At 64.1% G+C, this 25,776-nt stretch carries 23 protein-coding genes and 1 pseudogene; 11 read left to right on the top strand and 13 right to left on the bottom strand.

The features are described 5' to 3' along the window. Positions 1-115 precede the first annotated feature (115 nt). Together CC207_RS02010 and CC207_RS02005 are read left to right on the top strand one after the other, a co-directional pair. Entirely contained in the window at positions 116-1,369 is a 1,254-nt protein-coding gene (locus CC207_RS02010; RefSeq protein WP_088851498.1) for an OprD family porin, read from the top strand. A gap of 171 nt (positions 1,370-1,540) precedes the next feature. Further along, positions 1,541-2,524, top strand: coding sequence for a LysR family transcriptional regulator (locus tag CC207_RS02005; RefSeq protein ID WP_088851497.1), 984 nt, complete (start codon positions 1,541-1,543; stop codon positions 2,522-2,524). Here the strand turns inward: CC207_RS02005 and CC207_RS02000 are convergent. After that, complete coding sequence (locus tag CC207_RS02000) at positions 2,424-3,110, bottom strand: Crp/Fnr family transcriptional regulator (protein WP_088851496.1); 687 nt, start codon at positions 3,108-3,110, stop codon at positions 2,424-2,426. The genes CC207_RS02005 and CC207_RS02000 overlap by 101 nt on opposite strands. 92 nt (positions 3,111-3,202) lie before the next feature. On the opposite strand from CC207_RS02000, the gene CC207_RS01995 reads away from it, so the two are divergent. Further along, positions 3,203-3,727 (top strand): DUF962 domain-containing protein, encoded by a 525-nt coding sequence (locus CC207_RS01995; protein WP_028690210.1) that lies wholly within the window; start codon positions 3,203-3,205, stop codon positions 3,725-3,727. Positions 3,728-3,847: 120 nt separating this feature from the next. Here the strand turns inward: CC207_RS01995 and pcaC are convergent, their stop codons facing one another. The 9 genes from pcaC to pcaR all read right to left on the bottom strand — a co-directional run bounded on the left by pcaC (position 3,848) and on the right by pcaR (position 13,387). Further along, entirely contained in the window at positions 3,848-4,249 is a 402-nt protein-coding gene (pcaC, locus tag CC207_RS01990) for a 4-carboxymuconolactone decarboxylase (RefSeq protein ID WP_028690211.1), read from the bottom strand. A 10-nt stretch (positions 4,250-4,259) separates the two neighbouring features. Beyond that, positions 4,260-5,051, bottom strand: coding sequence for a 3-oxoadipate enol-lactonase (pcaD, locus tag CC207_RS01985; RefSeq protein WP_088851495.1), 792 nt, complete (start codon positions 5,049-5,051; stop codon positions 4,260-4,262). A 12-nt stretch (positions 5,052-5,063) separates the two neighbouring features. Continuing rightward, a complete protein-coding gene (locus tag CC207_RS01980; RefSeq protein ID WP_028690213.1) occupies positions 5,064-6,416 on the bottom strand; it encodes a 3-carboxy-cis,cis-muconate cycloisomerase in 1,353 nt (450 codons plus the stop codon). Positions 6,417-6,425: 9 nt separating this feature from the next. Further along, positions 6,426-7,715, bottom strand: a complete 1,290-nt coding sequence (locus CC207_RS01975; protein ID WP_062364114.1) for an MFS family transporter — start codon at positions 7,713-7,715, stop codon at positions 6,426-6,428. A 92-nt stretch (positions 7,716-7,807) separates the two neighbouring features. Next, positions 7,808-9,013: a 3-oxoadipyl-CoA thiolase gene (gene pcaF / locus CC207_RS01970; RefSeq protein WP_178080945.1), complete on the bottom strand. Its 1,206-nt coding sequence runs from the start codon at positions 9,011-9,013 to the stop codon at positions 7,808-7,810. Beyond that, positions 9,010-9,789, bottom strand: a complete 780-nt coding sequence (locus CC207_RS01965; RefSeq protein ID WP_088851493.1) for a CoA-transferase subunit beta — start codon at positions 9,787-9,789, stop codon at positions 9,010-9,012. Before CC207_RS01965 ends, pcaF begins: the two co-directional genes overlap by 4 nt. After that, positions 9,786-10,646 (bottom strand): CoA transferase subunit A, encoded by an 861-nt coding sequence (locus CC207_RS01960; RefSeq protein ID WP_028690217.1) that lies wholly within the window; start codon positions 10,644-10,646, stop codon positions 9,786-9,788. Before CC207_RS01960 ends, CC207_RS01965 begins: the two co-directional genes overlap by 4 nt. Positions 10,647-10,812: 166 nt before the next feature. Further along, positions 10,813-12,159 carry an MFS transporter gene (locus CC207_RS01955; protein WP_028690218.1) on the bottom strand — a complete coding sequence of 449 codons (1,347 nt, stop codon included), beginning with the start codon at positions 12,157-12,159 and terminating at the stop codon, positions 10,813-10,815. A 358-nt stretch (positions 12,160-12,517) separates the two neighbouring features. Beyond that, positions 12,518-13,387 (bottom strand): pca regulon transcriptional regulator PcaR, encoded by an 870-nt coding sequence (gene pcaR / locus CC207_RS01950; protein ID WP_028690220.1) that lies wholly within the window; start codon positions 13,385-13,387, stop codon positions 12,518-12,520. Positions 13,388-13,952: 565 nt separating this feature from the next. Here pcaR and CC207_RS01945 point away from each other — a divergent pair. Continuing rightward, positions 13,953-14,153, top strand: a complete 201-nt coding sequence (locus CC207_RS01945) for a hypothetical protein (protein ID WP_028690221.1) — start codon at positions 13,953-13,955, stop codon at positions 14,151-14,153. Between the two features lie 312 nt (positions 14,154-14,465). Then, a complete protein-coding gene (locus CC207_RS01940) occupies positions 14,466-15,938 on the top strand; it encodes an inorganic phosphate transporter (RefSeq protein WP_028690222.1) in 1,473 nt (490 codons plus the stop codon). Between the two features lie 84 nt (positions 15,939-16,022). Here the strand turns inward: CC207_RS01940 and CC207_RS01935 are convergent, their stop codons facing one another. Next, positions 16,023-17,498 (bottom strand): helicase HerA-like domain-containing protein, encoded by a 1,476-nt coding sequence (locus CC207_RS01935; RefSeq protein ID WP_088851492.1) that lies wholly within the window; start codon positions 17,496-17,498, stop codon positions 16,023-16,025. A 171-nt stretch (positions 17,499-17,669) separates the two neighbouring features. Between CC207_RS01935 and CC207_RS28210 the strand changes: the two are divergent. From CC207_RS28210 to CC207_RS01915, 5 genes and pseudogenes are all read left to right on the top strand, one after another. Further along, positions 17,670-18,686: pseudogene (locus CC207_RS28210) on the top strand (cache domain-containing protein); the annotation flags it as partial. Positions 18,687-18,779: 93 nt separating this feature from the next. Continuing rightward, positions 18,780-19,544 carry a methyl-accepting chemotaxis protein gene (locus tag CC207_RS28205; RefSeq protein ID WP_371349843.1) on the top strand — a complete coding sequence of 255 codons (765 nt, stop codon included), beginning with the start codon at positions 18,780-18,782 and terminating at the stop codon, positions 19,542-19,544. A gap of 159 nt (positions 19,545-19,703) precedes the next feature. Beyond that, a complete protein-coding gene (locus CC207_RS01925) occupies positions 19,704-20,825 on the top strand; it encodes a glycosyltransferase family 1 protein (protein ID WP_028690225.1) in 1,122 nt (373 codons plus the stop codon). Continuing rightward, positions 20,818-21,582: a DUF2334 domain-containing protein gene (locus CC207_RS01920; protein WP_088851490.1), complete on the top strand. Its 765-nt coding sequence runs from the start codon at positions 20,818-20,820 to the stop codon at positions 21,580-21,582. The genes CC207_RS01925 and CC207_RS01920 overlap by 8 nt, the downstream gene beginning before the upstream one ends. Next, a complete protein-coding gene (locus tag CC207_RS01915; RefSeq protein ID WP_028690227.1) occupies positions 21,579-22,568 on the top strand; it encodes a lysylphosphatidylglycerol synthase transmembrane domain-containing protein in 990 nt (329 codons plus the stop codon). Before CC207_RS01920 ends, CC207_RS01915 begins: the two co-directional genes overlap by 4 nt. A gap of 154 nt (positions 22,569-22,722) precedes the next feature. On the opposite strand, the gene purU is transcribed toward CC207_RS01915, so the two are convergent. Next, positions 22,723-23,574 (bottom strand): formyltetrahydrofolate deformylase, encoded by an 852-nt coding sequence (gene purU, locus CC207_RS01905; protein ID WP_028690228.1) that lies wholly within the window; start codon positions 23,572-23,574, stop codon positions 22,723-22,725. Positions 23,575-23,874: 300 nt separating this feature from the next. On the opposite strand from purU, the gene mvaT reads away from it, so the two are divergent. After that, positions 23,875-24,252: a histone-like nucleoid-structuring protein MvaT gene (gene mvaT, locus CC207_RS01900; RefSeq protein ID WP_028690229.1), complete on the top strand. Its 378-nt coding sequence runs from the start codon at positions 23,875-23,877 to the stop codon at positions 24,250-24,252. Positions 24,253-24,327: 75 nt separating this feature from the next. Here the strand turns inward: mvaT and sbcB are convergent, their stop codons facing one another. Then, entirely contained in the window at positions 24,328-25,758 is a 1,431-nt protein-coding gene (gene sbcB, locus CC207_RS01895; protein ID WP_088851489.1) for an exodeoxyribonuclease I, read from the bottom strand. Positions 25,759-25,776: the final 18 nt, after the last annotated feature.

Below are 25,776 nucleotides of genomic sequence, written 5' to 3'. Positions count from 1 at the left end.
CCCCCGCACCATCGCCCACGCAACGTTGCACTCGTTCTCTCTAAAGACGCCCCCCCCTGCGGCCCGTACCCGCAGTGCACCGGCTCGCCCAATAAAAACAAGAGATCCACGACAGATGAGCACTTTGCAACCCGCACGCCAGCTGCTCCCGGGCCTGTTGGCCCTGTCCTGCGCCCTGCCCGCCGTCGCCGCCGAAAGCGGTTTCCTGGAAGACGCCAAGGCCAGCCTCAACCTGCGCAACTTCTACATCAACCGCAACTTCGTCGACCCGGCCAACCCCCAGGGCAAGGCCGAGGAATGGACCCAGAGCTTTATCCTCGACGCTCGCTCCGGCTTCACCCAGGGCACCGTCGGCTTCGGTGTCGACGTGCTGGGGCTGTACTCGGTCAAGCTCGACGGTGGCAAGGGCACGGCCGGCACTCACCTGCTGCCGGTGCATGACGATGGCCGCCCGGCCGATGATTTCGGCCGCCTGGGCGTAGCGTTGAAAACACGCCTTTCGCAGACCGAGCTCAAGGTCGGCGAGTGGATGCCGGTGCTGCCGATCCTGCGTTCGGACGATGGCCGCTCGCTGCCGCAGACGTTCCGCGGCGGCCAGCTCACCGCCAAGGAGATCGAAGGCCTGACCCTCTATGCCGGCCAGTTCCGCGGTAACAGCCCGCGCAACGACGCGAGCATGGAAGACATGTTCATGCAGGGGCGCGCCGGCATCACCTCCGACCGCTTCAACTTCGCCGGTGGCGAATACAGCTTCAACGACAAGCGCACGATGGTCGGCCTGTGGGATGCCCGGCTCAAGGACATCTACCGCCAACAGTACCTGAACCTGGTCCACAGCCAGCCGCTGGGCGACTGGACCTTGGGCGCCAACCTGGGCTACTTCCTCGGCAAGGAAGAGGGTAGCGCCCGCGCCGGCGACCTCGACAACCATACGGCCTCGGCCATGCTTTCGGCACGTTACCAGGGCCACACCTTCTACATCGGCCTGCAGAAGGTCAGCGGCGATGACGCCTGGATGCGGGTCAACGGCACCAGCGGCGGCACCCTGGCCAACGACAGCTACAACGCCAGCTTCGATAATGCCAAGGAGCGCTCCTGGCAAGTGCGCCATGACTTCAACTTCGTCACCGTGGGCATCCCTGGGCTGACCCTGATGAACCGCTACATCAAGGGTGACAACGTGCACGCCGGTGGGGTGGACGATGGCAAGGAGTGGGCCAGGGAGACCGAGCTGGCCTATGTGGTACAGGCCGGGACGTTCAAGGACCTTTCGGTGAAATGGCGCAACTCGACCATGCGCAGGGACTTCAGCAGCAATGCGTTCGACGAGAACCGACTGATCGTCAGTTACCCACTCAATCTTCTTTGATGCCATCGCGGGGCAAGCCCGCTCCCACATCGTCCGCACAAGAGAGGAGCGGCGTGGGAGTGGGTTTTCCTCAAATAATCAAAAGACATATTCAAATCAAATTAAATTCTTTGACGCTATATGCGAGAACTCGCTAAAACCAAGCTCCGATCCCCGCCCCAGAGCCCGAGCATGGACCTGCGCCAACTGCGCTACTTCATCGCCCTTACCGAATACCGCAGTTTCGTCCGCGCTGCCGAAGCCATGGGCATCACCCAACCCGCCTTCAGCCGCGCCATCCAGAACCTCGAACAGGCCTTCGGCTGCGCCCTGGTCGATCGCGCCAACAAGTCACTGCGCCCAACTCCCGAGGGGCAGGTGGTACTGCAACACGCCCGTCGCCTGGTGCAAGGCGCGGCGCAGTTGAACAACGAAGTGCTGCAGATGACCAAGCTCGATGCCGGCGAACTGCATTTCGGCAGCGGCCCGGCACTGGCCGTGCGCCTGGTGCCCCAGGCCCTGCAACAGTTCATCGAGCGCCATCCGGGCATCCGCACCGCGCTGCTGGTGGACAACGCCGAACGCCTGGGCCAGGCGCTGCGGCGCGAGCAGATCGAGTTCTTCGTCGATGACGTGCGCACCTTCGAGGCCGACCCGAACTTCCACACCGAACCGCTGACCCCGCGCCCCGGCCTGTTCTTCTGCCGCCCCGGGCACCCATTGCTGGCCAAGGACAGCTTGTCGACCAACGACTTGTTCGCCTATCCCCTGGCCAGTGCATTGCTGGCGCCGGGCGTGCGCAAGCGCCTGGCCAACCTCAGCGGACGCAGCGACTTCACCCCGCACCTGCAAACCGAGCACCTGGCGGTGCTGCGCAGTGTGGTGCTGGCCAGCGACGCCATCGGCACGGCCAGTGAGGAGGCGGTGGCCGAGGACCTGGCCGTCGGCGATCTGGTGCGCCTGCACTGGCGCAACCTGCCGCCAGGCCTGGAGGTGCTCAGCGTCCGCTGCGGGGTGATCAGCCGCAGCGGCTATCGCCTGTCACCGGCGGCACGGGCGATGATCGATACCCTGGTCAGCCTGGATGCTGCCCCATCGCCCGCAGAAGCCGGGCATCGACAATCTCCACCTCGCCATAGCCCAGGCGTACCACGCCGGACTGCTCGAAGCTCTTGAGGATCTGGTTGATGGTCTGGCGCGACAGCGACAGCATCAGCGCCAGCTGTTCCTGGGACACCTGCAGCCGCCACTGGGCGACATCGCGCTCGCCGTAGCCTTCGGCCATCTGCAGCAGGCGCTGTGCCACCCGCGGCGCGGCGGACAGCAGGCTCTGCTGCTCCAGGGCAACGAACACCCAGCGCAACTTGTGGCTCATCAGCAAGGCCAGCTCACGCCAATGCACAGGCTCGCGCGCCAGCCACTCGAGCAGCGGCGCCTGGGGGATCCACAGCAGGCGCGTCGGTCCTTCGGCATAGGCGTCATGGGTACGCGGCTGGCCGTCGAAGAGGCTGATCTCGCCGAACCAGTGGGGCGATTCAACCAACGTCAACAACGCCTCCTTGCCCTCGCTGCTGACCGCGCCGACCCGCATCGCCCCCTCGAGCACCGCATACAGGCCACAGGGCGCATCGCCGCGCTGGAACAGGCACTGCCCCGGCGCCAGCTCGCGCGCACGCCCCTGAGCCAGAAGGCTATCCTGAACGGTAGCGGGCAATTGCCGGAACCACTGGCCATGCAGCAGCTGGGTACGCGGATCGTGCATGGCGCCTCGCACAACGAACTCTGTCGGCCAGGCGACAGACGACGGTGACTGAACGGGGGCAAGCTGCGCTCACCCCTGATGGAGGAACAACAATGAAAAACCTCGTCGAGCACCTGAGTCAATACGCGACCTACCACCGCGACCCGCGCAATATCGCCACCCACTTCATCGGCATTCCGCTGATCGTGCTGGCCGTGGCCATCCTGCTGTCGCGCCCCGGCTGGGAACTGGCCGGCGTCTGGCTGTCGCCGGCGCTGTTGCTGGCGGGCTGGTCGGTGTGGTTCTACCTGCGCCTGGACCTGCGCTTCGGGCTGGTGATGGGCCTGCTGCTAGGGCTGTGCCTGTGGGCCGGCCAGGCGCTGGCCGTACAGAGCACCGGGCTGTGGCTGAGCGCCGGGCTGGGGGCATTCGTGGTGGGCTGGATCATCCAGTTCGTCGGCCACTGGTACGAAGGGCGCAAGCCAGCGTTCGTCGATGACCTGAGCGGGCTGATCATCGGGCCGCTGTTCGTGGTGGCGGAGCTGGCGTTCATGGCCGGGCTGTGCCCTGAGCTGAAAAAGGCCGTGGAGGCCAATGCCGGGCCGGTGGCCATCCGCCACAAGAAAGCCGCGATCTGACCACAAGAGTCAGGGGCCGCCGCACCCCCCAACGCGACACAGCCACTCCCGCAGGCTTGTGCAAACCCTGTGGGAGCGGCCTTGTGTCGCGATGGGCTGCACAGCAGCCCCGGCAATTTCTCAAGTCACCTGGGTGCGCGACTCCACCCCCAGCTCATCCCACACCGACTCGGCCAGGTGGAACGTGGCGTTGGCCGCCGGGATCCCGCAGTAGATCGCGCTCTGCATGATCACCTCCTTGATCTCCTCTCGCGTCACGCCATTATTGGCGGCAGCGCGAAGGTGCAGCTTGAGCTCTTCGTTGCGGTTCATGCCGATCAGCATGGCGATGGTGATCAGGCTGCGGGTATGTCGCGACAACCCCGGGCGCGTCCAGATATCGCCCCAGGCATGCCGGGTGATCATCTCCTGGAACTCGCCGTTGAAGTCATTGAGCTTCTCCAGACTGCGGTCGACATGAGCATCGCCCAGTACCGCGCGGCGCACTTGCATGCCCGCCTCGTAGCGTTGTTTCTCGTCCACGGTGTACTCCTCAGCGGCTCGACAGGAAGTCGAGCACACGGGCGCCGAACGGCGCGCCGATTTCGACATTGGACAGGTGCGCCGCCGCAAACTCGGCGTACTCGGCGCCATGGATGCCGGCCTGCATGAAGCGACCATGCTCGGGGGTGGTCACTGCATCTGCAGTGCCGGCGACGATCAGGGTCGGCACCTGGATGTGGGTGAGCTGGTCACGGAAATCGGCATCGCGCACCGCGGCGCAATTGGCCGCGTAGCCCTCCGGTGAAGTCTGCGCCAGCATCTGGCAGATACGCAGGGTGCGTTCCGGCTCGGCGGCGGCGAACGCCGGGGTGAACCAGCGGGCGATGGACGCATCACGCAGTTCGGCCATGGCCTGCCGGCCCCCCGCGAGCACGGTGGCGATGCGGGTGTTCCACACCTCGTCGTTGGCGATCTTCGCCGCGGTGTTGCACAGGGTCAGGCTGAGCAAGCGGTTACCCGCATTGATACCCAGCCACTGACCGATCAGTCCGCCCATGGACAGGCCTATGAAGTGGGCCTTCTCGATATCCAGGGCATCGAGCAGGGTCAGCACGTCGCCGCCCAACTGCTCGATGCTGTAGGGCCCCTCGCTGACCAGCGAACCGCCATGCCCCCGGGTATCGTAGCGCAGCACACGGAAATGTTCGGCCCATGCCGGGATCTGCGCATCCCACATGTGCAGGTCGGTGCCCAGCGAATTGGACAGGACCAACACCGGCGCATCGGCCGGGCCGTCGAGTTGGTAATGCATTTCGCCATCGGCCAGTTGCAGGTGCGCCACAGCAGTCTCCTTTCAGGCAGTGAATCGTTGATGTTCGGCCACGGCGCGCGCCACCCAGACGCGGGCCTGGCCAAGGTAATGGGCCGGGTCGAGCAGGCGGTCGAGTTCGTCGGCGGACAGTTCGGCGCTAACCTGCGGCTCGTCGCCCAGCACGGCACGCAAATGGCGCTCCTCGGCCACGGCGCGCTGGCAGCATTGCTCCAGTAGGTGATGGGCACGCTCGCGCCCCAGGCGCTGGGCGAGCACGATACTGACGGCCTCGGCAAGCACCAGGCCCTGGGTCAGATCCAGGTTGCGGCGCATGCGGGCGGCGTCCACCTCCATGCCCTCGGCGATCAGCTGCGCCTGGCGCAGGGCGCCGGAGACCAGGCAACAGATTTCCGGCAGGGTTTCCCATTCGGCGTGCCACAGGCCGAGGCTACGCTCATGCTCCTGGGGCATCGCGGCAAACAATGTCGAGACCAATCCCGGTACCCGGGTGGCAGCACCGATCAGCACCGCCGCGCCCACCGGGTTACGCTTGTGCGGCATGGTCGAGGACCCGCCCTTGCCCGGCGCGGCGGGCTCGAACAGCTCGCCCGCCTCGGTCTGCATCAGCAGGCTGACATCCCGGCCGAACTTCCCCAGGCTGCCGGCGACCAGGCCCAATACCGAGGCAAACTCCACCAGGCGGTCCCGCTGGGTGTGCCACGGCTGTTCGGGCAAGGACAGTTTCAACTGCGCGGCCAGGGCTTCTGCCACCGGCAAGGCCTTGCTGCCCAGCGCCGCCAGGCTGCCCGAAGCGCCGCCAAACTGCAGTACCAGCAGGCGCGGGCGCAGCTCCTTGAGGCGCTGGCGATGACGGGTCAGGGCGCCGAGCACACCGGCCAGTTTCATCCCCAGCGTCACCGGCGTGGCATGCTGCAGCCAGGTACGCCCCACCAGCGGCGTGTCGGCATGTTGCAGGGCCTGACGAGCCAAGGTGTCGGCCAATTTGCCAAGGTCACGGTCGATCAGCGTCAGGGCGTCACGCAGTTGCAGCACCAGGCCGCTGTCCATCGCATCCTGGCTGGTCGCGCCCAAGTGCACGTAGCGCTCGGCCTCGGGCACGCCGCTGGCGACCACCTTGCCCAAGGCCTTGACCAACGGAATCGCCGAGTTGCCAGCGGTGGCGATGGCATCGGCCAAGGCACGCACGTCATAACGCTCGGCCTTGCAGGCCGTCTCGATGGCGGTCACCGCCGTGTGCGGCACTAGACCGGCACCGGCCTCGGCGCGGGCCAAGGCGGCCTCGAAATCGAGCATGCCCTGCAACCGGCCGCGGTCAGAGAAGATCTCGCGCATCGCCGGCGCGGTGAAGTAGGCGTCGAACAGTTGGTTGCTCATGCAACGTCCTTAATGATCGTGATGCAGATACGCCGCCTGCTTGGGCAGGCGCAGGCTGAACAGGAAGGCCACCGCCATCATCGCGGTCACGTACCAGTAGAAGGTGTTCTCCATGCCTAAGGTTTTCAAGCCCAGCGCCACGTATTCGGCCGAGCCGCCAAACACCGCGTTGGCCACCGCGTAGGCCAGCCCCACCCCCAGCGCACGGACCTGCGGCGGGAACATCTCGGCCTTCACCAAGCCGCTGATGGAGGTGTAGAAACTGACGATGCACAGCGCCAGGGTCACCAGCACGAAGGCCATGAACGGACTGCTCACGGTCTTCAGCGCCATCAGCAGCGGCACGGTGAAAATCGTCCCCAGGGCGCCGAACAGGAGCATCGAGTTGCGTCGACCGATACGGTCGGAGAGCATGCCGAACACCGGCTGCAGGATCATGAACAGGAACAGCGCGCCGGTCATGACGTAACTGGCGCTCTTGGCGTTCATGCCGGCGGTGTTGACCAGATACTTCTGCATGTAGGTGGTGAAGGTGTAGAAGATCAGCGAGCCACCGGCGGTGTAGCCCAATACCGTGACAAAGGCGGCGGCATGGTTGCGGAAAAGCCCGCGAATGGTACCAGCCTCCTTGTCCTGGCGAGTCTCGGCACTGCTGGTCTCCTTCAGCGAGCGGCGCAGCATCAGCGAGATCAGCGCGGCGATGGCGCCGACCACGAACGGGATGCGCCAGCCATAAGCACGCAGCTCATCCTCGGTGAGCAGCTGTTGCAGGATCACCACCACCAGCACCGCCAGCAACTGGCCGCCGATCAGGGTGACGTACTGGAACGAAGCGAAGAAGCCGCGCTGACCGCGCAAGGCCACTTCGCTCATGTAGGTGGCGGTGGTGCCGTACTCGCCGCCCACCGACAGGCCCTGGATTAGCCGCGCCAGGAGCAGCAGCGCCGGCGCCCAGGCGCCAATGCTGGCGTAGGTGGGCAGGCAGGCGATGATCAGCGAGCCGCCGCACATCATCAGCACCGAGATCATCAGCGAATTCTTGCGCCCGTGGCGGTCGGCCAGGCGGCCGAAGATCCAGCCACCGATGGGGCGCATCAGAAAGCCCGCGGCGAACACGCCTGCCGTGTTGAGCAACTGCACGGTGGGGTCATCGGAGGGAAAGAAGGCCGGTGCAAAGTAGATCGCGCAGAAGGCGTAGACATAGAAGTCGAACCATTCCACCAGGTTGCCCGAGGAGGCGCCGACGATGGCGAAGATCCGCTTGCTGCGTTCTTCGCCGGTGTAATAGCTGGAAGTCATGGTGTTTTTACTCCTGGGAGGTCACTGCAAAGTCTAGACATACCCAGTAACAATCTCGTTCCACTGTCGCCCCGCGATTGGGCCGGTGCCGGTCAAACCCGCTCGATGGCCAACGCCAAGCCCTGACCGACGCCTACGCACATGGTCGCCAACCCCTTGCGCCCACCGCTCCTCTCCAGCTGATGCAACGCCGTCAGCACCAACCGCGCCCCGCTCATCCCCAGCGGATGCCCCAGGGCAATCGCACCGCCGTTAGGGTTGACCTGCGGCGCATCATCCGCCACGCCCAGCTCGCGCAGCACCGCAAGCCCCTGGCTGGCGAACGCCTCGTTGAGCTCGATGACATCGAAATCCGCCACCGCCACACCCAGCCGTTCGGTCAGTTTGCGCACCGCCGGCACCGGGCCGATCCCCATCACCCGTGGCGCCACGCCGGCACTGGCCATGCCCAGCACCCGGGCCCGTGGGGTCAGGCCATGTTTCTTCACCGCATCGGCCGAGGCCAGGATCAGTGCGGCGGCGCCATCGTTGACGCCCGATGCATTACCTGCGGTAACCGTCTTGTCCGGGCCATTGACCGGCTTGAGCCTGTTCAGCGCCTCCAGCGTGGTGTCCGGGCGCAGGTGCTCATCCTGCTCGACCACGGTCTCGCCTTTTTTATGGGCGATACGCACCGGCACGATCTCTTCGGCGAAGTAACCAGCAGCCTGCGCGGCGGCAGCCTTTTGCTGGCTGCGCAGGGCGAAGGCGTCCTGGTCGGCGCGCGACACCTGGTAATCGTCAGCGACGTTGTCGGCGGTCTCGGGCATGGCGTCCACGCCATGTTGCGCCTTCATCAACGGATTGACGAAGCGCCAGCCGATGGTGGTGTCCTCAAGCTTCATGTTGCGCGAGTAGCCGTTCTCGGCTTTTCCCATCACGAACGGCGCGCGGGACATCGACTCGACGCCACCGGCAATGGCCAGCTCCATCTCGCCACTGGCGATGGCGCGAAACGCGCTGCCGATGGCGTCCATGCCCGAGGCGCACAGACGATTGAGGGTCACGCCAGGAATGCTCTGCGGCAGGCCGGCCAGCAGCAGCGCCATGCGCGCCACGTTACGGTTGTCCTCGCCGGCCTGGTTGGCGCAACCGAGGAACACTTCGTCGAGCAGCTCCCACTGCACCTGCGGATTGCGCTCGACCAGCGCCTTGAGCGGCACCGCCGCCAGGTCGTCGGCGCGCACGCCGGCCAGGGCGCCGCCAAAGCGGCCAATGGGGGTGCGAATGGCGTCGCAGATAAAGACGTCACGCATCAGGCTTCTCCTGCCGTCTGGCCATGGGCGGCGGCGGTGCGCGCTTCGAGGTCGCGCAGGGCGGACAGCTCGACATCGCTGGGTGCCGCGGTCTGCAGCACGTCGTCGGCGAAGCGGATCGCCCAGCCAGTGGCGGCAACGATCTGCTCGCGGGTTACGCCCGGGTGGATCGACGTGACCACGAATTCATGGGTGCCCGCTTCCGGCTCCATGATGCACAGGTCGGTGATGATGCCGACCGGCCCCTCGCCGGGCAGGCCCAGGCGCTTGCGCGAGTCACCGCCTTCACCGTGGCCGACCGAGGTGATGAAATCGAGCTTGTCGACGAAGGCGCGTGGCGACTGCTTGAGGATGATCAGCACCTGCTTGGCGGAACCGGCGATCTCCGGCGCACCACCGGCACCTGGCAGGCGAGTCTTCGGCGCGTGGTAGTCGCCGACCACCGTGGTGTTGATATTGCCGAAGCGGTCGACCTGGGCCGCGCCGAGGAAACCGACGTCGATGCGCCCGCCCTGCAGCCAGTAGCGGAAGATCTCGCCGGTCGGCACCACGGTGTCGGCAGTCTCGGCCAGCTCGCCGTCACCGATGGACAGCGGCAACACACTCGGCTTGGCACCGATCGGGCCGGACTCGTAGATCAGCACGACATCGGGCGACGAGGTCAGGCGCGCCAGATTGGCGGCCTTCGACGGCAAGCCGATGCCGACGAAGCACACGGCACCGTTGCGCAGGCGGCGGGCCGCCGCGACGGTCATCATTTCGGAAGTGGAGTAGCTCATTGCGCGGCCTCCGCGGTGCTGGCCAGCTTGGCCTGGAATTCGGTGAAGTCCCGGGTGCCACGGATGAAGGTGTCGATCCAGGCGGTGAACGACTCGCGGTTGCGGGCGATCGGGTCCCAGGCCTGGTAGAAGCGGTTGTCGCGCTCGTAGTAGCCGTGGGCGTAGGACGGGTGGGCGCCGCCGGGCACCAGGCACACCGCGCTGAGCGCCCAGGTCGGCAGCACGCAGGCATTCATCGGCGCATTCAAGTCATCGACGATCTCCTCGACGGTGACGATGCAGCGCTTGGCCGCCAGGGCCGCTTCCTTCTGCACGCCGAGGATGCCCCACAACAGCACGTTGCCCTTGCGGTCGGCCTTCTGCGCGTGGATCACGGTGACGTCCGGACGCACCGACGGCACAGCGGCGAGCACCTCGCCGGTGAACGGGCAGGTGACGCTCTTGATCAGCGGGTTGACCTTCGGCAGGTCGGAGCCGGCGTAGGCACGCAGCACCGCGAACGGCAGGCCGGAGGCGCCGGCGACATAGGCGTTGGCCAGGTCGGCGTGGCTGTGCTCTTCGATCTCGATGGCGTGCGGCCACTGCTTCTCCACCGCGTCGCGCAGGCGATGCAGCGAACCGACGCCGGGATTGCCACCCCAGGAGAAGATCAGTTTGCGCGCGCAGCCGGCACCGATCAGCTGGTCGTAGATCAGGTCCGGGGTCATGCGCACCAGGGTCAGGTCGCGCTTGCCCTGACGGATGATCTCGTGACCGGCCGCCGTCGGGATCAAGTGGGTGAAGCCTTCGAGGGCGACGCTGTCGCCGTCCTGGATGAACTGCTTCACAGCCTCGTGAAGCGAGAGGATTGCTGCCATTGGAGACTCCTGGTCAGGTCGAGTCGAGTCAGTGAGCAGCGGGCCATTGCGTCGCTGCGATGGGCCCAGATTACGGAGGCTATCGGGGTGGTTACAATCCGATAATCGCACTTTAGTGCGATTATCGAACAGATTGTTATCTTGCTATTTATGCACGCCTATCGTCTCAGGTCGCGTCGGCGTGGCTCACCAGCCCCTTGACCACCACTGCCAGGGTGGCCAGCGCCGCCGGCACCAACAGCGCGGTCAGTACCTGCTCGAAGGTCCACCCCAGCCCCAGCAGCGTCGCCCCGCTCCACGCACCGAGAATCGCGCCGAAGCGACCGATCCCGAGCATCCACGACACCCCAGTGGCACGCCCCTGGGTCGGGTAGAACCGCGCTGCAAGCGAAGGCATGGCCGACTGCGCGCCGTTCACGCACATGCCGGCGACCAGCACTAGCGTGGCCAGCAAGGTAATGTTGCCCAGGCTCTGCCCCACGGCATAGGCGAACACACCCGCCAGCAGGTAGAAGATGCCGATCACCTTGTGCGGGTTGAAGCGGTCCATCGCCCAACCCACGGCCACCGCACTGAGCACGCCGCCGAACTGGAACAATGCGCCGATGAAGGCAGCCTGCTCCATGCTCGCGCCGCTGTCACGCATCAGGGTCGGCAACCAGCTGGTCAGCAGGTAGACGATCACCAGCCCCATGAAGTAGGTCAGCCACAGCAGCACGGTGCCCAGGCCATAGGTGCCCGAGAAGATCACCGCGAACACGTTGCGCGTCGCCACCACCTTGTGCTCAGGCACGCTGAAGCTCGCAGCCTGGGCCACCAGGGCCGGGGCAATCGGCGCCAGGGTCCGGCGCACCTTCTCGGTGCCACGATTGCGCACCACCAGGAACCGCGCCGACTCCGGCAACCAGACCAACAACACCAGCGCCAGCAGCAACGGCAGCACCCCGCCGATCACCAGCAGGCTATGCCAGCCGTAGGCCGGGATCAGCTTGGCCGAGATGAAACCACCCCCGGCCATGCCCAGGTTGAAGCCACAGAACATGCTGGTCACCAGCAGCGACTTGAGCCGTTCCGGGGTGTACTCGGAAAGCAAGGTAGTGGCATTGGGCATGCCCGCCCCCAGGCCCAGGCCGGTCAAAAAGCGCAGCACCAGCAACTGGTCGACATTGCTGGCGTAGGCCGAGGCCAGGCTGAAACCGCCGAACACCAGCACCGCCCCCACCAGCACGCCCTTGCGCCCGAAGCGGTCGGCCAACGGCCCGGACCCAAGGGCACCGAACACCATGCCGATCAGCGCGGCGCTCATCACCGGGCCGAGGCTGGCGCGGTCGATGCCCCATTCCTGGGATAGCGCCGGGGCGATGAAGCCCATGGCGGCGGTGTCCAGGCCGTCGAGGAAGACGATCAGGAAGCACAGGATCACCACCCGCCATTGATAGCGAGACAGCGGTTGGTCGTTGATGAGAGACTGGACATCGAGGCAGTTGCCGACAGCGGATTGTGGCTTGTTCATTGTTGTTATCCGGGAGTTGGGCACAGGCAGGCTACCGCGCATCGCTGATACGCAGGAGCAGTAAACGTTGGATACGACGGCCTGGGATCAGCCGGGCAGCAGCACTGCGCGCGGGTGTGGCCGCGACAGCAAAGGGACGGTCTTCATGGGGGGATGCCCTCGGGCCTGTTGTTATTGTCCGGTCGGCGAAGCCGACTCGTGCGACAGACATTAATCAGCAGGCGTGGGTGGCGCAATTCGTCGGGAACGACACTGTGCGTTTATCGAACAGGAAACGGCAGCGCCGGTTCGACAGCTCAGCCCACACGGTATGAAAGCCCGTCTGCCGCCGATGGGGCGCAATGCGCCCCGACGTTGTTCAGCCAAACAACTGGTGACACAGGTCCCGGCTGGCCGCCAGCAGGATCGGCAGGAAACGTTGCTCCAGTTCGCCACGGCTGACCCGACCGACATGGGTGCTCACGTTCAACGCCGCCAGCACCTGCCCGGAGGCGTCATAGATCGGCACGGCAATCGAACGCAACCCCTGCTCCAGTTCCTGGTCGACCACGCACCAACCCTGCTCGCGCACCTGCTGGATGCAGGCGAACAACGATTCAGGGTCGTGCAGTGTACGGCTGGTCCGCGCCTTGAGGTCGGCCCTATCCAGATATTCGTGCAGACTGGCATCGTCGAGCGCCGCCAAGAGGATGCGCCCCATCGAGGTGCAATAGGCCGGCAACCGCCCACCGACGGACAGGTCGACCGAGATCAACCGTTCGACCGTGGCCGAGCGCGCTATATAAAGGATGTCGTCGCCTTCCAGCGTGGCCATGTTGGCCGCTTCGTGTAGCTGGTCGCTGATCCGGTCGAGGTAGGGCTGTGCCGATACCGCCAACGGCGTCGACGACAGGTAGGCATGGCCAAGGGTCAACACCTTGGGCAACAGCGAATAAGTACGCCCGTCAGTGGTCGCGTAACCCAGCTTCATCAAAGTATGCAGACAACGCCGGACCGCCGCCCGGGGTATTTCCGTGCGGTGGCTGATCTGCGCGATGGTCAGGTGTCGCTTGCGCTCCTGGAACGCCTGGATCACTGCCAGCCCACGGGCCAGGGAAGTCATGAAGTCCGGGTCGCCGGTGAAGGCCTGAATGCGCTTGGCCGCGGACGCCACGATCGGCGGTGCCAGGGCGGGGCTGGTGCTGCGCGTGGGCTCGTTTGCTGGCGGCGCGCTGGTTTCTTCGCTCATGGACATGCCTCAAAAAATCGCTACCTCGTGCGATTATCGAACGAACGGCCGATAATCGCAATTGACCGCTGACACGTTTGCTTATACCTTTCCCCTGCCACATGTGGCTTCTTTGGAGAGACTGGTCAGGTACCCACCGTAGAAGTCCCAGGCAGCGGCCTCGCCTCCTAGCGAGGCCGTTTTCATTTCTGACAGAGAACGGTCAAAGTGGCCCCCTGACAAGTGGAACTTTCAGCACGCTAATCAGGCCAAAACTTTGGCTGGCCAGAATAACTTCCGGTCTATTGTCAATGACGCGTAAAGAACGATAGCCTTCGAATTGACGATTGCTATAATCGGCACTGTTGATTGCCAGTGCTGTATAACGGATCCAATCGATAAACTTTCGTTGCCTTCCTGACGCCAGCCCGCTGCTTGAGCAGTGGTGTGTCGTGTGGTGCACGGCAGGTCGCCCTCCCACGCCCAGTCATTCCAAGTGCAACGATGTGTACGCGCTGCCTGTATGTCCACATTCAGCATGTGTATTTAACGGCCAACGCCCAACTTAAACTATTCAGGTATGACTGTGACGAAAGAAGAACTGCGCGCCGAACTCGAGCGCCAGGCTGAACGTTACAAGGATGTTTACGGTGGTGAAGTCACCACCTATGCCGCACAACCCGACCCGGAACGCAAACCCTGGCGTAAACGTGCCAGCATTCTCGACCAGGCCTTCGCCCAGGAGATCGAGAAGATCGAAAAGGAACTGCGCAGCGACGGCGATTGAAGCTGAGCGATGCTATAGCGCCATCACCCTATGGCGATTGCAGCGAGGCATCCTGGACAAAATTGCTCGATATGAAATGGAATCACACAAATTTCATACAAGCGTTTTAATTGCGGAAAACTTGCCTAAATCGTCTCAAATCGCTGATTTTTCTGAAATTTATCGATTTTTTACGGCATTTTTTCGCAATAGCCCACTCGCACGACGCGTGGATGGGGTCGACATTCCCCTGCCATCGGTCAGTGGCGGGTGCATCGATTGCAATGGTTTTCTGGCATAATCCGCCCCCCCTAAGACCGCCAGACAACCTTCATGATCGATTTATTCAGCGGACTGGATGCCTGGGTTATCGTGAGCCTGACGCTCGCTCTGACCTTCGTGCTCGCATTCGAGTTCATCAATGGCTTTCATGACACCGCCAACGCGGTAGCCACTGTCATCTATACCAAGGCCATGCCACCGCACCTGGCCGTGTTCTTCTCCGGGGTGTTCAACTTCCTCGGCGTTCTGCTCGGCGGTGTCGGGGTGGCCTACGCCATCGTCCACCTGCTTCCGGTCGAACTGCTGATCAACGTGAACACCGGCCACGGCCTGGCCATGGTCTTCTCGCTGCTGGCTGCCGCCATCACCTGGAACCTGGGCACCTGGTACTTCGGTATCCCGGCCTCCAGCTCGCACACCCTGATCGGCTCGATCCTCGGTGTCGGCCTGGCCAACGCCCTGCTCAGCGACATTCCACTGGGCGACGGCGTCAACTGGCAGAAGGCGATCGACATCGGCATGTCCCTGGTGCTTTCGCCCATGGCCGGCTTCGCTGTCGCCGCCCTGCTGCTGATCGGCCTGAAATGGTGGCGTCCGCTGTCGAAGATGCACAAGACCCCGGACCAGCGCCGCAAGCTCGACGACAAGAAGCACCCGCCGTTCTGGAACCGCCTGGTGCTGGTGATCTCGGCCATGGGCGTGAGCTTCGTGCACGGCTCCAACGATGGCCAGAAAGGCATCGGCCTGATCATGCTGGTACTGATCGGCATCGTCCCCGCCAAGTTCGTCCTCGACCTGAACAGCACCACCTACCAGATCGAGCGTACCCGTGACGCCACCCTGCACCTGAGCCAGTTCTACCAGCGCAACGCCGCCACCCTGGGCGAGTTCCTGGCGCTGGGCAAGGCGCAAGCGAGCGACCTGCCGGAGCAGTTCAGCTGCAATCCACAGCAGACCGAGCCAACCATCGCCGCGCTGCAATCGTCGCTGGCCGGCGTGACCGACTACCGCGCCCTGAGCGCCGAGAAGCGCGTCGAAGTACGTCGCTACCTGCTGTGCCTGGACGACACGGCGAAGAAGGTCGGCAAGCTGCCGGGCCTGCAGGCCCGTGAAAAGGCCGACCTGGAGAAACTGCGCAAGGACCTGACCGCCACCACCGAGTACGCACCGTTCTGGGTGATCGTCGCCGTCGCTCTGGCCCTGGGCCTGGGTACCATGGTCGGCTGGAAACGCGTGGTACTGACTGTCGGCGAGAAGATCGGCAAGCAGGGCATGACCTATGCCCAGGGCATGTCGGCCCAGATCACCGCGGCCTGCGCCATCGGCATGGCCAACGTGTTCAGCCTGCCGGTGTCCACCACCCACGTGCTGTCGTCGGGTGTCGCCGGTACCATGGTCGCCAACAAGAGCGGCCTGCAGGGCGGCACCGTGAAGACCATTCTGCTGGCCTGGGTGCTCACCCTGCCGGCAACGATGGGCCTGGCGGCTGGCCTGTTCTGGCTGGCCACCAAGGCGATTGGCTGAGTGCTGATGCAGTACTGAAAAAGGCGCCTTTGCAGGGCGCCTTTTTCATATCCGTCATTCGAGGCCTATCGCGGGGTAACGGGTTTAACGTTTCTTCCCTCCCAGCAACGATCCCATCAAACCACGCACCAACTGCCGCCCCAACTGATTGGCCGCCTGGCGCACCGCTGACTTGATGGCCTGCCCCGCCGCGCTCTGCAGAAACTCGCCGGCCTTGTCGGCGAAGCTGTCCTCGTCGGCCTCGGCCTGGGGCGCGGGCTCCACCGGCTCGCCCTTGCGCTGGGTCAGCATTTCATAGGCCGACTCACGGTCCACCGGCTTGTCATAGCGCCCTGCCAGCGGCGATGCCGCGATCAGTGCCTGCCGCTCTGCTGCGCTCAATGGCCCGATCCGCGACTGCGGTGGCGCGACCAGCACCCGCTGGACCATGGCCGGCGTACCCTTCTCCTCCAACGTCCCGACCAGCGCCTCACCAATGCCCAGCTCGGTCAACACCGCCAGACTGTCGAACGCCGGATTGGGACGGAAACCATCGGCCACCGCGCGCAGCGACTTCTGCTCCTTGGCGGTGAATGCCCGCAGGCCATGCTGGATGCGCAGCCCCAACTGAGCCAGTACCGCATCCGGCAGGTCGCCCGGTGACTGGGTGACGAAATACACCCCCACGCCCTTGGAGCGGATCAACCGCACCACCTGCTCCAGGCGGTCCTGCAACGCCTTGGGGGTGCCGTTGAACAGCAGGTGCGCTTCGTCGAAGAACAGTGCCAGCACCGGCTTGTCGGCATCGCCACGCTCCGGCAACTGCTCGAACAGCTCGGCCAGCAGCCACAACAGGAAGGTCGCGTAGACCTTGGGCGCGTCATGCACCAGGCGGCTGGCATCGAGCAGGTGAATACGCCCGCGACCATCGCCTTCGGGGCGCAGCAGGTCCTGCAGTTGCAGCGCCGGCTCGCCGAACAGCGCCTCGGCGCCCTGCTGTTCCAGGGTCGCCAGCCGGCGCAGCAAGGCCTGCGTGGAAGCGCCGGTCATCAAGGCGCTGTCCTCGCCCAGCAGCTGCGGGTTGTCCTTCAGGTGCGCGAGCAGGGCCTTGAGGTCTTTCAGGTCGAGCAGCAGCAGGCCTTCGCGATCGGCCACCTTGAACGCCGCATACAAGGCGGCCTGCTGGCTGTCGGTGAGCTCCAGCAGGTTGCCCAGCAACAACGGTCCCATTTCGCTCAAGGTAGTGCGCAATGGATGCCCCGATTGCCCCGCGATATCCCAAAGACTTACCGGATAAGCCTGGGGCGTGTGGTTCAGCCAGGGCATGCCGGCGATCCGCTCGGCCACCTTGCCCTGGGGCGCCCCCGCCGCGCCCAGGCCGCACAGGTCGCCCTTCACATCTGCGGCGAATACCGCGACCCCGGCATCGCTGAACAGTTCGGCCAGATGTTGCAGGGTGACCGTCTTGCCGGTGCCGGTGGCCCCGGCCACCAGGCCGTGCCGGTTGGCCAGGCGCATGGACTGGGACACCGGCTGACCATCGGGACCTGCTCCTACTACCATTCGTAAGAAATCCGACATCTTCTTTCATCCCCTGCTCAAGTTCTGACGCGTGACAGCCGATATTTCAAATTGATTCTTCCAGAAAGACAGTAACAACCCGAAAAGGACCCACGGGAATTGTTGCACTGTTTTCCAGCCGTGCTTTGTGCGAACGACCCGATAAAAAACCTTAGCGGACGCGATCACGTTATGAATAAAAGCCTTCGTTTCAGCCATAAGATTCTTCTGGCGGCATCACTGATCGTGATACTCGCCTTCAGCCTCTTCACCCTTTACAACGACTACCTCCAGCGTAACGCCATTCGCGAAGACCTGGAGAACTACCTGGCTGAGATGGGCGAGTCCACCTCCACCAATATCCGCAACCTGTTCGAAGGGCGCATCAAGCTGGTCGAGAACGTCGCCCAGAATATTGCCCAGTACCCACAGAACACCGGTACCCTGCTGGGCCAGAACGCCCTCACCTCGAGCTTCCAGACCATCTATCTGGGCCAGCCCGACGGCACCTTCACCGTGCGCCCGGACACCAAGATGCCCGACGGCTATGACCCGCGCGTGCGTCCTTGGTACAAGGACGGCCTGAACGCCAATGGCACGATCCTCACCGAACCCTATATCGACATGGCCACCAATGAGCTGGTCATTTCGATCATCAGCACCGCCTCGCGCTCGGTCGGCGTGGTCGGCGGCGACCTGGCCCTCGACGGCCTGGTGCAGATCATCAACTCGCTGAACTTCGGCGGCATGGGCTACGCGTTTCTGGTCAACGACCAGGGCAAGATCCTGGTACACCCGGACAAGAACCTGGTGATGAAGTCGCTGTCGGACCTGTTCCCGCAGAACACCCCCAGGCTGTCCAGCAACCTGACCGAAGTGACGCTCAACGGCGAAACCCGCCTGCTCACCTTCACCCCGGTCAAGGGCCTGCCGTCGGCCAACTGGTACATCGGCCTGTCGGTGGACAAGGACAAGGCCTTCTCGATGCTCAGCACCTTCCGCACTTCGGCGGTGATCGCCACCCTGGTGGCGGTGGTGATCATCATCGCCCTGCTCGGCCTGCTGATCCGCGTGCTGATGCAGCCACTGCACACCATGACTCGCGCCATGTCGAACATCGCCGAGGGTGAAGGCGACCTGACCCGCCGCCTGGAAATCCACAACCACGACGAGTTCGGCATCCTCGGTACCGCCTTCAACCGCTTCGTCGAGCGTATCCATGGTTCGATCCGCGAGGTGTCCTCGGCCACCGAGCAAGTCAACGAAGTGGCGCTGCGGGTCATCAGCGCCTCGAATTCGTCGATGAGCAACTCCGACGAGCAGTCCAACCGCACCAACAGCGTCGCCGCCGCCATCAACCAGCTCGGCGCCGCCGCCCAGGAAATCGCCGGCAACGCCGCCCAGGCCTCGCAGCATGCCAGCTCCGCGCGGCTGCTGGCCGAGGAAGGCCAGCAGGTGGTGCAACGCAACATCGATGCGATGAACCGCCTGTCGGACCTGATCGTCACCTCCAGCGAGCATATCGAGACGCTGAACAACAAGACCGTCAACATTGGCCAGATCCTCGAGGTGATCACCAGCATTTCCCAGCAGACCAACCTGCTCGCCCTCAACGCCGCCATCGAGGCTGCTCGCGCCGGCGAGGCAGGACGTGGCTTTGCCGTGGTCGCCGACGAGGTGCGCAACCTGGCACACCGCACCCAGGAGTCGGCGCAACAGGTGCAGACCATGATCGAGGAGCTGCAGGTCGGCGCCCGCGAGTCGGTCGACACCATGGGCCAGAGCCAGCGTCATAGCCAGGACAGCATGGAGATCGCCAACCAGGCCGGTGAACGCCTGGGCAGCGTCACCCAGCGCATCGGCGAGATCGACGGCATGAACCAGTCGGTGGCTACCGCCACCGAAGAGCAGACCGCCGTGGTCGACTCGATCAACATGGATATCAACGAGATCAACATGCTCAACCAGGAAGGCGTCGAGAACCTGCAGGCCACCCTGCGCGCCTGCTCGGACCTCGAGCAACAGGCCGGCCGCCTCAAGCAACTGGTCGGCAGCTTCCGCATCTGACCTGCCGCCCGCTCCCGTCATGGGAGCGGGCTTGCCCCGCGACAGGGCGCCCCGCCAAATCCCGATCGAACAAACTATCCTTCAGACAGGTCAACCCTCAGGCGCGTCATCGCCGGTTCATTACCGCCGGATGACACACTCGAGGAAGATCCCGGAGGGATGCTGATCGTGCACATCGCCGACATCACCATGTTCTACGCCCCGGCCAGCGGCGGCGTGCGAACCTATCTTGATGCCAAACACCGCCGCCTCGACGCCATGCCCGGCGTTCGCCACAGCCTGCTGATTCCCGGTGCCAATGCCAGCCATGTCGATGGTGTCTACCACGTACCGGCCCCGCCCCTGCCCTTCGGCAATGGCTACCGCTTCCCGGTGCGCCTGGCGCCCTGGTGCAAGGAGCTGCGCCGCCTGCAGCCCGACCTGATCGAGGTCGGTGACCCCTACCTCACCGCCTGGGCAGCCCTCGAGGCGCGGCGCAAGCTCGATGTGCCGGTGATCGGCTTCTATCATTCCGACCTGCCCTTGCTGGTGAGCAACCGCATGGGCAACTGGTTCACCCCCAATGTCGAGGCCTACGTCAGCAAGCTCTACGGGCATTTCGACCGAGTCCTGGCGCCCAGCCAGGTAATGGCCGACAAGTTGCGCCGGCTGGGTGTTGAGAATGTGCACGTGCAGCGCCTGGGTGTGGACTTGGCGCTGTTCAACCCCGACCGGCACGACCCCGGCCTGCGTGCAGAGATGGGCATCGCCGACGACCGTCGCCTGCTGGTGTTCGCTGGTCGCGGCTCACGGGAAAAGAACCTGCCGGTGCTGCTCGACTGCATGCAAGCGCTCGGCCAGCCCTACCACCTGCTGCTGGTGGGCTCGAACATGCCGGCCAACGTGCCGGGCAATGTCAGCGTGATCGACCACTTCTGCCCGCCCACGCAGATCGCACGACTGCTGGCCAGCGCCGACCTTCTGGTGCATGCCGGTGACCAGGAGACCTTCGGTCTGGTGATACTCGAGGCCATGGCCAGCGCGACGCCCGTGGTGGCCGTGCGTGCCGGCGCCTTTAGCGAGATCGTCGACGGGCACTGCGGCCGGCTGTGTCCACCCAACAATGGCCAAGCCATGGCCGAAGCTGTGCGCGAGGCGTTCGACAGCGGTGTGGACCAGCTGGGCCGTCAGGCGCGCCAGCATGTGGAGCGCCATTACAGTTGGGACACCGTGGTCAACGGTTTGCTCCAGCATTACCAGGCAGTGCTCGGCCACCCACTGACGGTGCGCGCCCATGGCTGAGGGCCAGACCGCCACGCGCAGCCTGATGCTGGTGCTGCACGATGTCGCGCCAGAAACCTGGCCAGACTACCAGCCCTTTGTCCAGGCCATCGACGCACTGGGCGGGGTGCCTATGACCTGGCTGGTGGTGCCGGATTTCCACCATCGCAATCCACTGACGCGTTCTCCTACCTTTTGCCGACTGCTCGAGCGGCGCCTGGCCCAAGGTGACGAGCTGGCCTTGCATGGCTACTACCACGCCGACGATGGCCCGCCACCGCGCGGACCGGGCGAATACTTCATGCGCCGGATCTATACCCACGAAGGCGAGTTCCATGGGCTGAACCAGGCAGATGCCCTGCAGCGCCTGCAGGCGGGGCTGGCACTGTTCGAGAAACAGGGCTGGCCGGTGGCGGGTTTCGTCGCTCCCGCCTGGTTGATGAGCGAAGGCACGCGCCAGGCATTGCGGGCGTTGCCGCTGCGCTATACCAGTTCACCGCGCCATCTCTACCGACTGCCGGATTTCACCGCCTTCGATGCCCCGGGGCTGGTGTGGAGCGCACGCAGCGCTTGGCGCCGCGGCCTGTCGAGGGTGGTCAGCGACTGGCAGTGCCGCCGCTGGAGCGAAGCCGACACCCTGCGCCTGGGTCTGCATCCGGTCGACATGCGCCACGCCAGCGCACGCAATTACTGGCTCGACACCCTGCACCGGTTGCTGGCCCAAGGCCGTGAGCCACTGACCAAGTCCGCCTGGCTGGGGCGCCAGGCCGCCCCATGAAGCGCCTGGGCTGGTTGGCCCTGGCACTGCTGCTGGCAATGCTGGTGCCCACCCTGCTCGGCGGCAGCGACCTGCTCCCGCGCCTGCGCGCGTTCGACGCCGGGCTGATGCTGTTGCTGCTGGCCATGATCCTGCTGTGCTGGATCCTCAATGCCGCCCGTCTGCGCCTGCTGCTGGGTGAGCAGAGCACACAGGTGGGACGCATGCACAGCCTGGGCGTGGTGATGGCCACAGAGTTTGCCATCTGCACCACCCCCGGCGGGAGCGGTGGCCCGTTGACCCTGATGACACTGCTGGCCCGCGCGCGCATCGCGCCATCGCGCAGTGGCGCGGTGTTCGCCATGGACCAATTGAACGACCTGCTGTTCTTCTTCTGTGCGATGCTGGCGATTGCCGCCTATGCCCTGTTCCACCGCCTCGGTCATAGCCAGGCGCAGATGCTGCTGGGCAGCGCCCTGCTGCTGTGCGCCGCACTTGCGGGGATTTTCCTGCTGCTGCGCTATCGACGCGCGGTGATGCGCGGCAACGGTCGGTTGTTGCTTCGCCTGGGCATCGCGCCGGCACGCCGATGGCGCTGGGCGCGCAAGCTGCTGCGCTTTGTCCACGCACTGAGCGAAACCTGGAGCATGCCAAGGCGCACACTGGCGCTGGTGTTCATCCTCACCTGCGCGCACTGGTGCCTGCGCTATAGCGTGCTGTATCTGGCGTTGCGGGGATTGGGGGTGGACCTGGCGTGGATTGCCAGTTTCCTGGTGCAGATGCTCTCGCTCAGTGCCGGGCAGTTCAGCCTGTTGCCAGGCGGTGCCGGTGCGGCGGAGCTGACCTCGGCGACCTTGCTGTCACCGCTGGTGGGCAGTTCGACGGCAGCCGCGGCGATCCTGATCTGGCGCGCGGTTACCTATTACTTCTATCTGCTGGCGGGCGGGCCGGTGTTCCTGTTCCTGCTGGTGCGTCCACGGCAGGCGCAGCGTCACCAGACGGGTTGAGTCGTCCCCAGAGCTCGGCGGCACCGGGAAACTCGGTGCCGTCCTCGCCGCTCAACGCCTCGGGATCGAAGCGGGCCAGGCAGCCTTCGCCCAAGGTCGCTGGCGCCGAGGCGCCGGCCTTGTCACGCGGATCTGCCATGCCTGAGCCCTCGTCTCAGTTGAACACCACGGTCTTGTTGCCATGCACCAGCACGCGGTCTTCCAGGTGGTAGCGCAGGCCACGGGCCAGGACCATCTTTTCCACGTCACGGCCAAAGCGCACCATGTCCTCGATGCTGTCGGCGTGACTGACACGCACCACGTCCTGCTCGATGATCGGGCCGGCGTCCAACTCCTCGGTCACGTAGTGGCAGGTCGCGCCGATCAGCTTCACGCCGCGCAGCGCCGCCTGGTGGTACGGCTTGGCACCCACGAACGAGGGCAGGAAACTGTGGTGGATGTTGATGACCTTTTCGGCGTATTCCTGGCACAGCTGCGGCGGCAGGATCTGCATGTAGCGCGCCAGCACCACGGCATCGGCGCCGTATTCGGCGACCAGGCGCGAGACCTCGGCGAACGCCGGCTGCTTGTCCTTCGGATCGACCGGCACATGGTGGAACGGAATGCCGTGCCACTCGACCATGCTGCGCAGGTCATTGTGGTTGGAGATCACGCAGGGAATCTCGCAGTCCAGCTCATCGGTGTGCCAGCGGTGCAGCAGGTCGGCCAGGCAGTGCGATTCGCGGCTGGCCATCAGCACCACGCGCTTCTTCTGCGCCGAGTCGGTGATCCGCCAGGTCATGGAGAACTCTTCGGCGATTGGGGCGAACGCCTCACGGAAAGCCTCGATACCGAACGGCAGGGACTCGGCGCGGATCTCATGGCGCATGAAGAACCAACCGCTCTGCTCGTCGGAGTGGTGGCTGGCTTCATTGATCCAGCCATTGTAGAGGGCCAGGAAATTACTGACTTTTGCCACGATGCCGACACGGTCGGGGCAGGCAATCACCAGTCGATAGGTGCGCATGAGGGAGACTCCAGAACTTCGCAAAGGCGCATATTCTAGCGACCTGCCGGGAAAAACGCAGTAAGCATCTACACCCCTGCGCCCTCACGCTCAAGGACACCGTCGCACACGCCTATTCCCTTCATCCCAAGGGGAAATGGCCAGAGGCCCAGACAAATTGTAAATTTTTCTTAACCTAATGACTGCGCAGTCAGTGCCTACTATTAAATGAGTGATCAATATTAAATTGTTTACTTGAGAGTTTCGCCTGTCTATTATTGCCTCACTGTCTCTCTCTGAACATGCATTAAGGAACACACCATGTCCCTGATCAACGAATACCGCGCCACCGAAGAAGCCATCAAAGAACTTCAAGCCCGCCTGGCCAACCTGTCGCAAGACGGCAAGCTGCAAAAAGAGCTGGAGTTCGAAAAGAAACTGCGCGAGCTGATGGCCGAAAACGGCAAGTCGCTGCGTGACGTGATCGCCCTGCTCGATCCCGAAAGCAAACTGAGCAAAGCCCCGCGTGGCGCAGTCAAGACCACCGGCACCAAGCGTGCGCGCAAGGTCAAGCAATACAAGAACCCGCACAACGGCGAGGTTATTGAAACCAAGGGTGGCAATCACAAGACCCTGAAAGAGTGGAAAGCCAAGTGGGGCGGCGACGTCGTCGAAAGCTGGGCTACCCTGCTGGATTGATTCGCCTGATAGGCGCATTGGTTTCAACATTAAAAACGCCGGCACTTGCCGGCGTTTTTTGTTTATCTGCACATTTCAAAGCTGGTACTGCACTTTCAGTTGCCGGACATGAGCTTGCCAAGCCTCCAGCACCTGCCGTCCCGCTTCGCTGGCGTCGGCCCAACTGCCCTGGCATGCCAACTCGAAGTCCGCCAGGGTATTAGGCGCACCGTAAGTAGGATCAGTAAGCCGCTGCTGACAGAATCCATACCAACGGGCGTGCTCCTGTTCATCAAGGGTGTCGGAAAAGTTTCGCGCGCGATAGCGGAACAGCATTTCCGGCAGCCGCGGATCATCGAACATCCAGTGCCCATGTGCCAATTGCGCCGGATCCACACGCCGCACTTGTTCACTCAGGCGCTTGTCGCGGTCACCGAGAAAACCGTCATACAACTGTTGCTCCGGATCTTCGCTGGGGGCAAAGCCTTCTTCCTGATAAATGATGTCCAGCTTGTCTCCCCAAATGGCCTGCTGATTGGCCAACTGCTCCGCCTTTACCTGCAATGCCGACAACTCGAGCCCCAGGCGTTGTTGGTCGTCCGGGCGCAGTACCGACAGTGGCGCCACTACCGGACAGCGGTTGATATGCACCAACTTCAGCGGCACCGGTAGTTCGCCCTGGGTCATCTCTTCGTGCCGCGTATACAGCCGCTGGCGCAAGGCCTCTGCACTTTCCTGGAGCAGCGGCGAAGCATCTTGTTGCAAGTCGCAGACAATCAGCGCGTTGCGGTTACGCGGATGCCAGGCCAATGGCAGCACCACGCCGATATAGTTGCGCTGGGCCGAGAAACGCCCGGAGACATGTACCAGGGGCTGTAACAGTCGAACCTGCTCCATGACCTTGTGTTTGCTGCGCAACTGGAACAACCAGTCATACAATCGCGGCTGTTTCTCACGAATCAAGCGAGCCAGGGCAATGGTCGCCCGCACGTCGGAAAGCGCCTCGTGGGCATGGCCATGGTCGATGCCATTGGCCTGGCTCAGCAGTTCCAGGCGCAGACTGGTGCGCCCGTCCTGCTGTGGCCAGACAATCCCCTCGGGGCGCAGCGCATAGGCGGTACGGACAACGTCGATCAGGTCCCAGCGGCTGTTGCCGCCCTGCCATTCCCGGGCGTAGGGGTCGAAGAAGTTGCGATAGAGGCTGTAGCGCGTGACCTCATCATCAAAACGCAAGGTGTTGTAGCCCGCGCCGCAGGTACCGGGGCGAGCCAGCTGATCGTGCACCCGGGTCATGAACTCGGCTTCGCACAGGCCCTGGTCGGCCAGCTGCCGGGGAGTGATGCCGGTCACCAGGCAGGCCGCCGGGTGCGGCAGGATATCGTCTGAGGGACGGCAGTAGAGGCTGATCGGCGCCTCGATCTCGTTGAGGTCGAGGTCGGTACGCACGCCGGCCACCTGCAGCGGGCGGTCGCTGCGCGGATTGATGCCGGTGGTTTCGTAGTCGTGCCAGAAAATGCTGGAGCTCACGGGGTCTTCCTGTATCGA

The sequence above is a fragment of the Pseudomonas sp. DrBHI1 genome, assembly GCF_002205115.1.
GTDB classification, from domain to species: domain Bacteria; phylum Pseudomonadota; class Gammaproteobacteria; order Pseudomonadales; family Pseudomonadaceae; genus Aquipseudomonas; species Aquipseudomonas mosselii.
Note: the sequence above shows the minus strand (reverse complement) of the source record. Positions and strands in the feature narration are given on the sequence as shown.